Origin of the sequence: Cohaesibacter intestini (genome assembly GCF_003324485.1) — a bacterium.
GTDB classification, from domain to species: domain Bacteria; phylum Pseudomonadota; class Alphaproteobacteria; order Rhizobiales; family Cohaesibacteraceae; genus Cohaesibacter; species Cohaesibacter intestini.
In genome coordinates, this window is record NZ_QODK01000001.1 from 1,158,333 (window position 1) to 1,173,705 (window position 15,373).

The window sequence follows — 15,373 nt, forward strand, 5'->3', positions numbered from 1 at the left end:
GATTAAGGACAAAAAAGAAAGGCCACCCCATTCTCCGGGGTGGCCTTTTGCGTTAGTCGCCATGACAGGGGGTTATTGGGCGGCTTCGATCGAGCCATAATGGGTTTCGACCAGCCCCTTCATGATATAGTTGGCCGACGTTCCGCTGCAGGCCATCGGCAGGTCATAGACAATGGCGAGACGGTTCAGGGCCTTCACATCCACATCGTGGGGCATCGGGGACAGGGGATCGACAAAGAAGATGAGGCCGTCGAGTCGTTTCTCGGCAATCATTGCGCCGATCTGCTGGTCGCCTCCAAGGGGACCGGAGAAGAGCGGCTGCAGATTGAGGCTTGGATAGGCTTTGAGAATGCGGCCACCAGTGGTGCCTGTCGCAAAGAGTTGCGCCTTTTCAAGCAGGGAGAGATGTTCTCCGACCCAGTCGATCATGTCATCTTTTTTGGCGTCATGAGCAACCAGGGCAATGCGCAAGATGTCTTTGCCCGACTGGTTCTGTGTCTCTTGCATGGATCTTGTGTCCTTTAGCCGTTTGGCGACCGACAACAGGAATGATGACCGCCGCATAAGGCATGCCAGAGCGGTCCTGCCGGTCTTGGAAACCGGGCGCAGTCTAGCGGCATTCGGCGTCGCCTGTCCAGAGCCGGTGGCCACTCACCACAGGGTCAAATGAGAGACGGATTGCCGCGATTGCCTTTGGCTTTCAGGTATATATGGCATGGCCAGATCTATCGACAGGGCGGACCTGGTATCCTTGCAAGACATCACAAGCCGGTCAGTATGGGCCGGGCATCGGGCGGGGGCGGCGTGTTGGACGGTCAAAGATCTTGCGACCGAACAAGGAGGCCGTCAGGTCGGTCAACAATTCCGCCGTCTTGCCACGATGGTCAAGGAAGGGATTGAGTTCAACCAGATCGAGCGAGGTGACGCATTCGCTTTCATGGAGCATTTCCATGATCAGATGAGCCTCGCGGAAGGTGGCGCCACCGGGAACCGTGGTGCCCACGGCAGGGGCAATGCTCGGGTCGAGAAAATCGACATCGAGGCTGACATGCAGCATGGCTTTGCGGGCCTTGATCTCATCGAGCATCTGCTGCAAAGGCTGCATGACGCCAACCTCGTCAAGGACACGCATATCATGGACATGGACCCCGTGGGACTTGAGCAACTCGCGTTCCTGCCGATCGACGCTGCGAATGCCCATCATATGAACCTGTGTCGGGTCCACCGGATGGGCAAGCGGTGCGGCATATACGCCTTCAATGGCCTTAAGGCCGCAGAAGGCCGCGACCGACATGCCATGCATGTTGCCGGAGTCCGAAGTTTGGGGAATGTTGAAATCCGGATGAGCATCCAGCCAGAGCACATAAAGCGCACGGTCACACTCCGCCGCGTGACGGACCATGCCGGCAACAGAGCCCATCGACAGGGAATGATCCCCGCCCAGAAAAATCGGAAAACTATCCTTCGCCATCGCATAGGCCTGATCGGCAAGGGAGCGGGTCCAGTTGGCAATCTGTTTGAAATTATTGGCATTTCCCTTGGTAGGGGGTGTCGCCTCTAGGCTGGTCGGGGTGAGATTGCCATGATCAATGCAGGCAAAGCCCAGACCCGTCAGGGTTTCAACGATGCCTGCGGTGCGCAGGGCGTCGGGGCCCATAAGGCAGCCCTTTTCATGGGTGCCATCTTGCACCGGAACACCTAGAAGGCCAATCGATTGACGCTCGAACATTGTATCGCTTTACCCCTGAAACTGCGTGGCGTGCCAGTGCTGCCTATATCCGGAATGGGTCGGAGTTGAGGTGCGCGTCCACTGCATGGTTGCGGATAGGGTCAATTATTCCGACCGGGGCGCCAATCTGAAGGCAACAAGTGTGGTAAATTTGATAGGACTTCTGGCGATTTGCGTCACTGGATTGTGCAAATTGACAGCCTGACAAGAGGGCCGCAAAGCGACGCCCCTCTTGTCAGGGATGGGACTGGTCAGTTGCCGAACAGGCCCTTGGTCAGATCTCGCAGCAATCTCTGCTCGACCGGCTGCTGTTGTTGCTGCTGGTTTTGATTTTGATTTTGCTGGGGCTGATTGTTGTTGCCTGATTGCGGCTTGAGGATCTTGTTGAGATCAATGCCCAACTTGTCCGACTGTTTCTGAATTTCCTTGGTGATGTTTTTCTCGACCCGCTGAAGGCCCTCGCTGGCCGCTTTGCCCGGCGCGCCGAGCTGTTGCAGGCCTTTGAAAATGGCGTCCGGATTTTCCAGAATGCCGGGAATGTCAGGATAGATGCGTGGTTTGGTTAGCTTGCCCTTGATGATAATCGGGATCGGAACCCCTTGCGCATCAACCAGACCGCCCTGTCCCTTGAGGGTGGTGGACAGCTTTGGCGTTGCCTTATAGTCGATGCGGCTGTTGGGTAGATCGATCTGGCCCGTCCCTGCAAGGCGGAAGAGCGGGCTCAGCATCAACAGATCCTGATTGCTGACCATGCCATTGTTGAACTGGAAGCTGGCGGTCAGGGATGAGAAATCGGTGGTTTGGCTCTGGGATGTGGACCATCCCTCAAGAATGTTGCCGCTCAGGCGGCGCATCATTTGCGGGATGTTGATGCCACGGATCTGGCCGTCAAGCATTTCCAGTTTGGCAAAGCCATTGAGCTGGCGAATGATGTCGGCCTGACTGGCACCCTTGGCTGTCAGATCGAGGGTGACGCCGCCACGCCCGCTTAGGGCCTTCATGTCAATGCTGTCGCGCAGGAAGCCAGACATTTGCATGTTCGCCAAGGCGAAGTTGGCTGACAATTGCGCTGGCTTGGTGGCAGCATTGACGAAAAAGCCACCGGTTCCCTGACCTTCATACAGATTGAGGCGATCCAGCGAACCTGACAATTGCCCGTCTTTCAGGCGGACGGCCATTTGCACCGAGCCTGTCTTGATATCGCGGGCCACGAGGGACTTGGCGGACAGGGTGAGCTCGGCATTGACATTGTTAAGGCCAGAAAAGTCTATCGGGCTTGTGTCCCAGCCCTGCTGGGCCGTCTGTGTGGACGCGCGTGCCGTGCGGCCCTGACTCTTGCCGTCACCCATGAAGGGGGTGAGGTCCAGCGTTTCAAAGGCAAGGGCGCCATTGACCACAGGCTTGGCACCCGCTTGATAGGCGAGATTGCCACTGCCGCGGGATTGGCCCATGTGCAGCGACAGATTTTGCAGATTGGTCCTGTCACTCGACAGGGCAAGTTTGGTCGACAGGCTGATCGGCAGGTCTGGTGTGCCGCTGGTGACGGATTGCCCAAGCCAGCTGAGCAAGTTCCGGCTTGAGGGGCTCTTGATTGACAGGGTCGAGCCGGACAAGCTGACACTTGCCGGGTTTACCAGACCGGAAAGGGCCAACGACAAGGGGCGGGCATCAACGGAGAGGCTTGCCGGGATTGGCTGTTGCCGCAGGGCTTCGGCCAGTCCAATGCGGCTTGAATAGCGGATCGTCTCGCCATTCCAGCCAAAGGCACCGGCTATGTCGATCGGTTGATCAAGGCTGGTGATTGTGACGCGGGAGGTGAGCTTGTCGATGGTGCCGGATTCACGGCCCGGAATGGCGGCCTGTAAAGCCGGATTGGCGAGCTTGCCATTGGCCAGAGTGATCTGCCCGGCGAGATTGCCATTGTTGGCGATGGCGTCTGGCGTGAGGCCTTTGGCGGCAAAGTTGAGATCGGAAGAAATCATGCCTGACAGGGGGCTTGCCTGACCGGCCAGACGGGCAGCTTCCTGTATGTCGATCTGTTGCACCTTCAGTGAGCCATTCCACAGCAACTGTCCCAGATCTCCAGACAGGTTGGCTTGCAGATTGCCTTTGGCAAGGTTGGCGGATTTGAGGTCAAGACGCATTTGCCCGTCGATGATCTGGGCCAGCAACTTCAATTGGCGCAGGCTCTTGCCCTGATAGGTTATCCGGCCAGCACGCAGATCGGCGGTCAGATCAAATTCGCGCAAGGCCGAGAGGTCCGGTTCGGCTTGATCCGTCTCGTCTTGGCTCGCCTGTGCATTCGATGCTGCACCGCTGTTGTCCTTGTCGGCGAGCAAGGCATCGACATTGAAGGTCGGCATGTCCAGCGCAACGCGAATCAAGGGGCGGGTGAGGGACTCGTCGGTAAAGATGCGGGCGGCCCCATGGATGGCCTGATCGTCAAAGGCGAGGTTGAGCGCGGGCAGGCGGATTTCATTGGCTAGCGCAACGAGCGAGCCATCGGCTTCGATCTTGCCGATGGAGAGGGGCGTGTTGGCGGCCCCGAGCCACTCAAACAATTGGGTGACGTTGCCTGCGTTGAACGCATAATTGGCAACCAGCAGCGCGTCGCCTTTCAGCGCCAGCTCGCCGATCAATTTGGCTTTCAGCAGATCGTTGGTGACAGCAATAGTGAGGCCCGAGGAGCGACCGTTGACCGCATTGCGAACATTGGCAATCTCGCCGGAAAAGGCAATGTCTTGTTCTTTGAAGGGCAGTGAACCTTCAAGACTGGCCGCGCCGTCGAAGTCAGGCGCTCGCAGGGTCAGATCCAGTCCGGACAGCAGAGTGGTTTGATGCCCGCCACCATCCATGCGGACGATCATGGCATTGCGCAGTCCCAATTGACGCAGGCTGAGTGCCGAAAGGTCAATCTCGTCGCCAGAGGACGAGGTGGCATCGGATGTCGGGTCTGTCTCGGAAGGGGGGCTTGAGGTCTTTTGTGTCAGCGTCAGCACCGGATCAATCAGGGTGATGCCGGTGATGTCGGCCTTGCCCGAGAGAAGCGGCGACAGGGCGAGGGAAAAATCCAGCTGTCCAATGGCCACCAGCGGCTGATCATTTTGATCGCGCAGAGCGACCTTGTCTGCCGACAGGCGCAAACCGGTCAGGAGAGACAGGGACACATCGCCGGAAATGTCGAGCTTCATGCCGGATTGTTGTTGGACAAATTGCTGGACCTGACTTTTCAAAAAGTCGGTCGAGACGAAGACCGGAACCATCGCCAAAGCGAGAATGACCAGAAAGACAGTGGAGAGCAGAGAGATCAGGATGTTACGCATCGGGCAGTCTCAAACTAGGGCAATTGGGCGGCCGTCCGTTTGGTGTATCGTCACCAAACGAATCAACACAACCTATCTTACTGCGTCGCAACCCATGGCACCAACTTCGCTGTCGCATGGGGCAGCAACGTGGCGGTATGGTGCAGTGGCTGGAAAATGAGCGGATTGTCTGCGATTTGTCGGTCAACGGGGTTGCAAAAGTGGAAAACTCGGCAGATCAAAATGCGCCCTGCTTCGACTTATGTATGATACAGGCCAAATGCGTAGGCCGAGCCGATTGGTTGGTTCGGTCCTGTTCTGTCTGAAAAAGCTCGATTGGGGGCAAAGGAGAGAAGATAATGAGTTCAATGGAAGTCATCTGGTCGGATCTGGTTCGCCATCGCGAGGACTTTTCGTCTTTTCATCTCAGGGACGCCTTTGCCGAGGATCCAGAGCGGTTTGCCCGCTATTCGGCCGAAATGGACGACTGCCTGACGCTCGACTATTCCCGCAACCGGATCAATGACAAGACCCTGATGCTGCTCGAAGCCCTGATTGCTCAGGCAGACGTGGCCGAGCGCTATCAGGCGATGAAGTCTGGAGCGCTGATCAACAATACCGAAGGGCGCGCGGTTCTGCATATCGCGCTGCGCGGCTCGGTGGCCGACGATCTGAGCGTTGATGGGCAAGCCGTTATGGCGGACATCAATGCGGTCAAAGAGCGGCTTTATACTTTTGCCAAGGGTGTGCGCGACGGCTCGATCGCTGCCAAGGACGGGCAGCCTTTCACCGATGTGGTCAATGTGGGTATCGGTGGTTCGGACTTGGGGCCACATATGGTGACGGCGGCGCTTGCTGCCTATCATGATGGCCCACGGGTGCATTTTGTCTCCAACGTTGATGGCGCGCATATGGGCGACACGCTGAAAGGATTGGATCCGGCCCGCACCCTGTTCCTTGTGGCGTCGAAAACCTTCACCACACAGGAAACCATGACCAATGCGCGGGCCGCCAAAGCGTGGCTCACAGCGGCGATTGGCGAGGATGCTGTGGCCGATCATTTTGCGGCCCTGTCGACCAACAAGGCAGGCGTTGAAGCCTTTGGCATCAATACCGACCGGATGTTTGAATTCTGGGACTGGGTTGGTGGGCGCTATTCGGTCTGGTCGGCAATTGGCCTGCCGGTGATGATTGCCATCGGACCGGAGGGCTTTGAAGACTTCCTTGCTGGCGCCCGCGCGATGGACAGCCATTTTGAAACCGCGCCGTTCCGCGAAAACATTCCGATGCTGATGGCCGCTTTGGGCCTGTGGTATCGCAATGTCTGGGCTTGCGCGTCGGTGGCGGTGCTGCCTTATGATCAGCGCCTGCTCTATTTTGCCGATTTCCTGCAGCAACTTGATATGGAATCTAATGGCAAGACGGTGCGCAATGATGGCTCACCGGTGCTGCGGCAGACCGGTCCGGTGATCTGGGGCGCGGCTGGCACCAATGGTCAGCATGCTTTCTATCAGGAACTGCATCAGGGCAGCGACATCACCCCGTGCGAATTTTTGGTTGCCGCCAAGCCGAGCGAGGCTGACCAGCATCAGCATGATCTGCTGCTCTCCAACTGCTTTGCGCAGGTGGAAGCTTTGGCCTTTGGCCGCACCGCCGAGGAAGCCAAGGCGCAGCTGGAAGCGTCTGGCAAATCGCCGCAAGAGGTTGCCGCTCTGACGACCCACAAAGTGTTTCCGGGCAACCGCCCAAGCTCGTTGCTGTTCTATGACAAGCTGACGCCGAAGATGCTGGGCCGTCTGATTGCGCTTTATGAGCAGAAGGTGTTTGTGCAGGGCGTGGTCTGGGGCGTTAACAGCTATGACCAGTGGGGCGTTGAGCTTGGCAAGGAACTGGCCAACAAGCTGGCGCCAGCGGTGGAAAAAGCCGAGCGTGGCGAAGGGGAACCAGCGATCCTTGATCGTCTGAAGGCCTATCGCGCCCGCTAAGGGCCCCTTAAAATTTGAATGTGAGACGGGCGGATTTTCCGCCCGTTTTTATTGGGGCTGGTTTGCTTGCCGTTTGGCGATGGTGTCATGCAGGTCTGGGGCAGCAGAAATCAGGCGACGGGTGTAAAGCGCTTGCGGGTTGGAGAAGACCGCTTCGGTGCGGCCCCGCTCGATGATTTTGCCCTGATACATGACCAGCACTTCATCGGTGATGGCCCGGACGACGGACAGGTCGTGACTGATGAACAGATAGGCGAGATCAAGCCGGTCACGCAGGTCGGTCAGGAGATCGAGGATCTGGGCGCGGATCGAGACATCCAACGCCGAGACCGGCTCGTCTGCGATGATGATTTTGGGGCGAGTGATGAGCGCGCGAGCGATGGCGAGGCGCTGGCGCTGGCCGCCGGAAAATTCATGGGGGAAGCGCTCGGCCACATCGGGACTGAGGCCCACTTGTGTGAGGCTTTCGGCGATGCGCTGGTTGCGTTCCTCCTTGCTCAATCCGTCACGATAGAGATGCAATGGCTCGGCAATGGAGCGGCCAACCTTGTGGCGCGGATTGAAGGATCCATTGGGATCTTGGAAGACGATCTGAATATCCTTGCGGATTTCCATCAAGGCCGCCTGATCGCTGGCATAGGGATTGCGGTCGCTGATGCGGATGTCGCCCTTTTGTGGTGCTTCAAGGCCGAGCAGGGCACGGGCAAGGGTGGATTTGCCACAGCCGGATTCGCCGACCAGCCCAACGCTTTGCCCCGCATGAATGGTCAGATCCACATGATCAACGGCGCGGAAATGGGCGCGGCGAAAGGTGGGGAACTGGCGCGGCAGGGGATAGTCGCGGGTGATGTCGTTGGTAATGAGGATGGGTGTTTCGCTCACCAGCGCCGGGTCGTCATTATAGAGCGGCGGTTTGGCGCGGGTCGGCACATGGGTCGAGGCGTCAAACAGGCTCTGGCTATAGGGATGGCTGAGGGTCTCAAAGAGCTGTGGCAGGGGGCCGGTCTCGACAATTTCCCCTTCTTTCATGATGGCAATTTGGTCGGCCATATCGGCCACCACCGCCAGATCATGGGAAATCAGCAACAGAGCCGACTGGTCTTCTTGCATCAGGGCCCTCAGCAATTTGAGGATCTCGGCCTGACTGGTGACATCGAGCGCGGTGGTTGGCTCGTCGGCAATGATCAGCTTGGGTTGCATGGCGATGGCCATGGCGATGATGACCCGCTGCTTCTGACCGCCGGACAATTGGTGCGGGAAGCGGTTGGGCGAAATCTGGTCTGGCGGCAGGCCAACCCTCTCGAGCAGATGACGGGCTTTGTCCTCGGCCTCGCGGCGGGTGCAAGCGGTGTGCAGCAGGATGGATTCGAGTACCTGCGCGCCAATGGGTTTCAGCGGATTGAGCGCGGTCATCGGTTCTTGGAACACCATGCCCATGCCATTGCCTCGAAGGCCGCACAGCTCGGCTTCGCTCATGGCCATCAGATCGTGGCTGCCAAGACGAAGGGAGCCGCTCAGTTGGGCCTTGGGCGGCAACAATTGCATGATGGACAGGGCCGTCAGGCTTTTGCCAGAGCCGGATTCCCCCACCAGCCCGAGGCATTGGCCCGCTTCTAGCGACAGGGAGACATTTTTCAGAATCTGGTGCTGGCCAATGGTCAGATTGACCTGATCGAGCGAAAGCAGGGTCATGAGGCTTTGCTCCCGCCGATATCAAGGCTGGTGCGGGTTTTCGGGTCGAGCATGTCGCGCAGGCCGTCGCCCAGCAGATTGAGCCCCAGCACGGTGAGGATGATGGCAAGGCCCGGAATGATGGCCAATTGCGGGGCCATCACCATCCATGTCTGGGCTTCAGACAGCATCTGGCCCCAGCTGGGCATCGGCGGCTGGGTGCCAAGGCCGACATAGGACAGGCCCGCTTCGGCCAGAATGCCGAGGGAGAACTGGATGGTGCCCTGCACGATCAGCAGATTGGCGATGTTGGGCAGAATATGCTCGATGGTGATGCGGGCCGCGCCCTTGCCGGACAGGCGGGCGGCATAGATGAATTCCCGCTCCCAGAGGCTGAGTGCTGCGCCGCGCGACAGGCGGGCAAAGACCGGAATGTTGAAAATGCCAATGGCGACGATGGCATTGATCGCTCCGGGGCCTGCAATGGCGGTGATCATGATGGCGGAAATGATGGCAGGGAAGGCGAAGATGAAATCCCCCGCCCGCATCAGGCCTTCATCGAGCCAGCCACCACGGGCCGCCGCCCATGTGCCGATCGGCACGCCAAGGCCCATGCCGATACCAACAGCCACCAAAGCCACGGCGATGGAGTTGCGCGCGCCCAGCATGATCATCGAAAAGAGATCATGGCCATAATGATCGGTACCAAGCCAGTGGCTGGCGCTGATGGGTTTGAGGCGGTTGGCAATGTCGACGACCAAGGCGTCATGGGGTGTCCAGACAAAGGAAACCAGCGCCATCAGCACGAAGATCAAGGTGATCAGGCCGCCAATCACAAAGGAGGGCGAGCGTAGAGCGCGGGCGAGAAAAGAGCGCTGCTGTCTTGGGCTTGGCATCGAGGTCTCTGTCATGATTGTCTCCTGCGATGCAGGCGCGGATCGATCAGGGCATAGGTCAGATCGACGAGGAAATTGACGACAATGACAGTGGCGACCAGCAGGATGATCACCGCCTTGACGGTGATCAGGTCGCGCTGGTTGATGGCTTGAAAAACCAGCCGCCCAAGGCCCGGCAGGGAAAAGACATTTTCGATGATGACGGTGCCCGCCAGCAAAAAGGAAAATTGCAGGCCGAGAATGGTGACGACCGGAATGAGCGCATTGCGCAAGCCATGGCGCTTGAGGGTCTGGGTGAAGGTCAGGCCCTTGGCACGGGCGGTGCGCATATAATCTTCATGCATCACTTCGAGCATGGAAGAGCGCATGATGCGGGCAAGGATGGAAGCTTGCGGCAGGGCAAGCGCAATGGAGGGCAGCACCAAAGCCTGAAGGCAAGGCAGGATGCCCGCCTCCCAGCCGGGAAAGCCGCCGGACGGAAACCAGCGCAGGGTGACGGCAAAGACCAGCACCAACAGCATGGCAAACCAGAAATTGGGCACCGCAATGCCGAATTGGGTCGCGCCGATCAGGGAAATGTCCGGCCATTTGTTGTGGTTGCCGGCTGCCAAGATGCCAAGCGGCAGGGCAATCAGCGTGGAGAGCAACAAAGCGATCAGCGCGAGCGGCAGGGAAACGGTCAAGCGCTCGCCGATCAGCTCGGTCACCGGAACCGAATAGGTGTAGCTGGTGCCAAAATCGCCCGACAGCATGCCGGTGATCCAGATCCAATAGCGTTCGGTCAGCGGCAGATTGAGGCCCAATTGCTCGCGCAGGGCAGCCAGCGTGTCTTCTTGGGCATTGATGCCGAGTATGAGTTCCGCCGGGTCACCGGGGAGGATCTCCATGACAGCGAAGACGAAGAGCGACGCCGCGATCAGGGTCAGACATAGCGAGACAAGACGGCGCAGACTGTAAGCGATCATGAGGGGCGACGTTGGCTTTCGAAAGGCGTGAAAAACGGGGCGAAAGATGAGAAAAGGCACGGCGATGACCGCCATGCCTCGTTCTCTTGTAGCTTGTCTCTTTGCGTTAGTCCATCCACTCGACCTTGGTCAGATCGTTGGCCTGAACCGGCGCGTTGGCCCACAGACCCTTGAGCTTGGCATTCCAGACACCGGTTTTGGCCAGCTGGAACAGAAAGCCGTTGACGGCATCGTCATTGAGCTTTTTCTGCGCCTTGTGCAGAAGCTCGGTGCGCTTGGCTTCATCCGAGGTGGCATTCAGCTCTTCGATGGTGGCGTTGAAGTCGGCATTCTTATATTGGAAATAATAGTCATCGCGGGCATAGATGCCGATATCCATTGGCTCTGTATGGGAGACGATGGTCAGGTCATAATCCTTGCCCTTGAAGACCTGTTTCAGCCACTGGCCCCACTCGACATTGATGATTTCAAGATCAATGCCGACCTTTTTGAGGTCAGAGGCAATGATCAGGCCGGAACGGCGGGCATAATCGGTCGGTGGCAGATGCAGGCGGGCCTTGAAGCCATTTTCCAGCCCGGCTTCCTTCAAAAGAGCTTTGGCCTTGGCGAGATCAAAGTCATAGACGCCGGACAAATCAACATAGGCCGGATTGTGCGGCGCGAAGTGAGAGCCGATCAGCGTGCCATAGCCGAACATGGCGCCTTCGATCAGGGCCTTTCGGTTGATGGCATGGGCCATCGCCTTGCGGACCCGGACATCGTCAAATGGCTTTTGCGCATTGTTGGTCGACAGGACGGTTTCGCCTTCGGTGGTGCCAATGACCACCTTGAAACGCGGATCGGCTTCAAATTGCGGCAGCATTTCCGGGGCGGCAAAAATCGGGAAGGCATCAACGTCGCCAGCCATCAAGGCCGAGAGGGCGGCAGCAGAATCGGCGATGATCTTGAAGGTCGCCTTGTCGAGCTTGGCGGCTTCGCCCCAATAATCAGGGTTTTTGGTCAGGGCAATGGAATCCCCCTTGACCCATTTGCCAAGCTTGAACGGGCCGGTGCCGACCGGGTTGGTCTTGTTGGTCTCGGCGCTTTCGGGCGCCACCATGATGGCGTCACCCCAGCCGAGATTGAACAGCATGCTGCCGGTCGGGCGCTTCAGTTTGACTTCGACGGTCAGCGGGTCAAGGGCGGTGACGCTCTCGATTGGCTCGAACAGGGCTTTCTGGGCATTGACTGAGGTTTCGCCGCGGGCGCGATCCAGCGTGAAGACCACATCATCGGCATTGAAGTCGGTGCCGTCATGGAATTTGACGCCATCATGCAGCTTGAAGATATAGCTCTTGCCATCTTCGGAAATGGTCCAGCTTTCGGCGAGCGCCGGTTTTACTGCGCCACTTTCGTCAATCCGGGTCAGGCCTTCGAAAATGTTGGCATAGACCACTTCGTCAATGGCGGCTGCCGCGCCAGCGGTGGGATCCAGATGCGGTGGCTCCAAGCGGACGCCGACGGTCAGATCCGTGCGGGCGGCCAAGGCGCTGGAGGCGAGCAGAGCGGACGCCACGGAAATCGCTGCAGTCCATTTCAGGGCTGATTTGATCATGAAGGTTCTCCCAACCTGGTGGTCAATGCCGCGCCAAACGACAGGGTTTGACGCCCCATATCCCTTGTTCAAAGGGGTGGTTAACTTGGTTGTGTATTGCGTAAAAGCGTATCAATGGCAAGCGCCATGATCTTGGCCGAATCGACCATATCCTCAATTCCGACCCATTCGTCGGGCTGATGGGCAAGGTCGAGAATGCCAGGGCCATAGGCGATGCAATCCTTCAATTTGCCGATGCGGTCGATGTGTTTCTGGTCATAGGTTCCCGGCGAAATGACATAGTCCGGGGCGGTGCCGAGCACCTCTTCCATTGCCTCATGCACCGCGCGGACCACCGGCTGGTCCTTGTCGGTCATGGTTGGCTGGACCTCGAACAGGTCGGTCAATTGATAGGAAAAAAGCTTGCGGCTTTGTTTCAATTGCTCGAGCAGATCGGTGATTTCGCTTTTCACCACGTCGATATCTTCCTCGATCAGGAAGCGACGATCAATCACGATGCGGCAGGAATCCGGCACACAAGGGGAAGGCAGGCCCTCTGTCTGACGGGTTTGGCCGCCATGGATCGAGTTGATATTCATGGTTGATTGGCGGGCGCCTTCGGGTACGACTGGCATGTCGGTGCGTTTGGTGGCGAGTGCCGGGAAGAGGCTGTCTTCAAAGCTTTCGAGCACGGCACCCATATGGCGGACCGCGCAATCGCCAAGGAAGGGCATCGAGCCATGGGCAATGTGGCCGTGGGTTTCGATTTCCGCCCACCAGACACCGCGATGGCCAAGGCAAATGCGGTTCTTGTTCAATGGTTCGGGGATGATGACATGATCAACCCGATCCTTGTTGAAATAGCCCTGTTCGGCCAAATAGGCGACGCCGCCAAAGCCGCCGGATTCCTCGTCGCAGGTGCCGGAAATCTCGATCGAGCCAGCAAAGTCGGGATAGGTCTCGATATAGCTTTCCGCCGCGATGATCGAGGCGGCGAGACCGCCTTTCATGTCGCAAGCGCCCCGGCCATAGACCTTGCCATCCTCAACCACGCCGTCAAAGGGCGGCTTGGTCCAGCCTTTGCCGACCTCGACCACGTCGATATGGGAATTGAAATGGATGCAGGGGCCGGGCTTTTGGCCGTTGAAGCGGGCAACGACATTCAGGCGCGGATAGCGTTCGCTGTCACCGGGGGAGCCGGTGGCGCGGACATAGTCCACAGCAAAGCCCTTGGCTGCCAAACGGTCGCCGATGAAACGAGCGCATGGCTCATAGGCTTCGCCCGGCGGGTTGATCGTCGGGAAGCGAATGAGATCCTGGGTCAATGCAACAAGGTCATCACGCTTGGCCTCGATGCAGTCGATCAGCTGTTGCACCCCTGTCCCTTTCGAAAGATGTGGCCCTTATGAAAGGCCCTTTTGGGCTTGAGGCAACAGAATGCGTAAAAAAACGTGATCTGTCGAGAGGGCGTGCAAATTTTGCGGTTGCTCTTTAGGGGAAGCTGCGGATATCAAGGACGAAAAAGAACCACATTTCAGTTATTTTGAACTGAAATGTGGTTGAATTGTCATTGTCCGTTGCGGAACTCATCGAGTGTCTTGACCGGGGTCAGGGCCTGCGGGTCGGTGATGATTTCGATCAGGGCCGGGCCGTCATGAGCCATGATGCGGGCAAAGGCATTGGCAAAATCTTCGGTTCTGGTGACGGTTTCTGCCAGTCCGCCCATGGCGCGGGCCATGGCAGCGAAGTCCGGGTTGGTGAGGCTGGTGCCGGACAGGCGGGCGGGATATTCGCGCTCCTGATGCATGCGGATGGTGCCATAGATACCATTGTTGACGACAATCACCTTGATCGGCGCGCCTTCTTGCGCGGCGGTGGCAAATTCCTGACAGGTCATCTGGAAACAGCCGTCGCCGGCAAAGCATATGACCGGTCGGTTCTTGTCGTGAATGGCGGCGGCGACGGCAGCGGGCAGACCATAGCCCATTGAGCCGGAGGTCGGGGCCAGCTGGGTACGCCAGCCGCGATAGGTGAGGAAGCGATGGGCCCATATGGCATAATTGCCTGCACCATTGGTGAAGATGGTTCCCTCTGGGGTGTTGGCGTCGATATGCTTCATCACCTCGGCCATTTGCATGTCGCCGGGGCTCTTGCGGGCCGGAATGGCGTGGAAGGCCTCAAAGCCCTGATGCGCCGCTCTTACCCAATCGATATCCATGATGTTGCGCACGGTGCCAAGCTGGCTGAGCATTTTGGCGGCGGTGGCATGGCGGGCGGCAATCGACAGGGTGGGGCTGAAGACGCGGCCGGGTTCTTCCGGGTCCGCATGGATGTGAATGAGGGTCTGCTTTGGCACCGGGATGTCGATCAGGGTATAGCCAGAGGTGGTCATTTCTCCCAGACGCGCCCCAAGCACCAGCAACAGATCGCTCTGTTTGATGCGTGCAGCCAGGGCCGGATCAATGCCGATGCCCACATGGCCCGCATAATTGGGGTGCGTGTTGGGGAAATAATCCTGACAGCGGAATGAGACCCCAACGGGAATGGCGTTGGCTTCGGCGAAGTCGGCCACCGCCTGTTTGGCCTCAGCCGACCAGCCACCGCCGCCAATGATCATGAAGGGGCGTTCGGAGGCTTTGAGCAGGGCTTTCAGCTCGGCCATAGCGTCGGGCGACGGAGCGCTGTCGGCGGGTTTGACCTTTGGCGGCAGGGCTTTGGGGGCTGGCACTTCTGTGGTCAGCATGTCTTCGGGCAGGGCCAGCACCACCGGGCCGGGGCGACCCGAAAGGGCGGTGCGATAGGCACGGGCGATGAATTCGGGCATGCGGGCGGGGTCGTCGATCTGGGCGACCCATTTGGCCATCTGGCCGAACATGCGGCGATAATCGATTTCCTGAAAGGCCTCGCGCTCGATCTGGTCGCTGGCGACCTGACCGATGAACAGGATCATCGGGGTCGAATCTTGAAAGGCGACGTGGACGCCAGCGCTGGCATTGGTCGCACCGGGGCCACGGGTGACCATGCAGAGGCCGACCTCGCCGGTCAGTTTGCCATGGGCTTCGGCCATCATCGCTGCGCCGCCTTCCTGGCGGGCATTGACGAAATGCAGCGTTGGCGCGTCATGCAGTGCGTCCAGCACCGCCAGATAACTTTCGCCCGGCACGCCATAGATGGTGGAGGCACCTTGGGCGACAAGGCTGTCGACAAGAAGGGTGGCGCCTGTGATTTTGCGGTTGCTCATGGCTTTCATCC

10 protein-coding genes are annotated in these 15,373 nt (G+C 58.5%); 1 reads left to right on the forward strand and 9 read right to left on the reverse strand.

Going from position 1 to position 15,373, the window contains the following annotated elements; translation table 11 throughout:
• Positions 1–72: 72 nt before the first annotated feature.
• The 3 genes from DSD30_RS04995 to DSD30_RS05005 form a co-directional block, all read right to left on the reverse strand.
• Positions 73–507, reverse strand: a complete 435-nt coding sequence (locus DSD30_RS04995; protein ID WP_114008428.1) for a methylglyoxal synthase — start codon at positions 505–507, stop codon at positions 73–75.
• Positions 508–772: 265 nt separating this feature from the next.
• Positions 773–1,729 (reverse strand): arginase, encoded by a 957-nt coding sequence (rocF, locus tag DSD30_RS05000; protein ID WP_114008429.1) that lies wholly within the window; start codon positions 1,727–1,729, stop codon positions 773–775.
• A gap of 251 nt (positions 1,730–1,980) precedes the next feature.
• Entirely contained in the window at positions 1,981–5,052 is a 3,072-nt protein-coding gene (locus DSD30_RS05005) for an AsmA family protein (protein WP_114008430.1), read from the reverse strand.
• A 338-nt stretch (positions 5,053–5,390) separates the two neighbouring features.
• Here DSD30_RS05005 and pgi point away from each other — a divergent pair, with 338 nt between their 5' ends.
• The gene (gene pgi, locus DSD30_RS05010; RefSeq protein ID WP_245418357.1) at positions 5,391–7,016 is read left to right on the forward strand and encodes a glucose-6-phosphate isomerase; all 1,626 of its coding nucleotides are present in this window, start codon (positions 5,391–5,393) and stop codon (positions 7,014–7,016) included.
• Between the two features lie 48 nt (positions 7,017–7,064).
• Here the strand turns inward: pgi and DSD30_RS05015 are convergent, their stop codons facing one another.
• The 6 genes from DSD30_RS05015 to DSD30_RS05040 form a co-directional block, all read right to left on the reverse strand.
• Positions 7,065–8,708 (reverse strand): ABC transporter ATP-binding protein, encoded by a 1,644-nt coding sequence (locus tag DSD30_RS05015; RefSeq protein WP_114008432.1) that lies wholly within the window; start codon positions 8,706–8,708, stop codon positions 7,065–7,067.
• On the reverse strand, positions 8,705–9,598 hold the full coding sequence (locus tag DSD30_RS05020; protein WP_114008433.1) for an ABC transporter permease: 894 nt from the start codon (positions 9,596–9,598) through the stop codon (positions 8,705–8,707). The genes DSD30_RS05015 and DSD30_RS05020 overlap by 4 nt, the downstream gene beginning before the upstream one ends.
• Positions 9,595–10,548 carry an ABC transporter permease gene (locus tag DSD30_RS05025; protein ID WP_114008659.1) on the reverse strand — a complete coding sequence of 318 codons (954 nt, stop codon included), beginning with the start codon at positions 10,546–10,548 and terminating at the stop codon, positions 9,595–9,597. The genes DSD30_RS05020 and DSD30_RS05025 overlap by 4 nt, the downstream gene beginning before the upstream one ends.
• Positions 10,549–10,654: 106 nt before the next feature.
• Positions 10,655–12,142: an ABC transporter substrate-binding protein gene (locus DSD30_RS05030; RefSeq protein ID WP_114008434.1), complete on the reverse strand. Its 1,488-nt coding sequence runs from the start codon at positions 12,140–12,142 to the stop codon at positions 10,655–10,657.
• A gap of 80 nt (positions 12,143–12,222) precedes the next feature.
• The gene (locus tag DSD30_RS05035; protein ID WP_114008435.1) at positions 12,223–13,497 is read right to left on the reverse strand and encodes an acetylornithine deacetylase/succinyl-diaminopimelate desuccinylase family protein; all 1,275 of its coding nucleotides are present in this window, start codon (positions 13,495–13,497) and stop codon (positions 12,223–12,225) included.
• Between the two features lie 191 nt (positions 13,498–13,688).
• Positions 13,689–15,362, reverse strand: a complete 1,674-nt coding sequence (locus tag DSD30_RS05040; protein WP_114008660.1) for a thiamine pyrophosphate-binding protein — start codon at positions 15,360–15,362, stop codon at positions 13,689–13,691.
• Positions 15,363–15,373 lie beyond the last annotated feature (11 nt).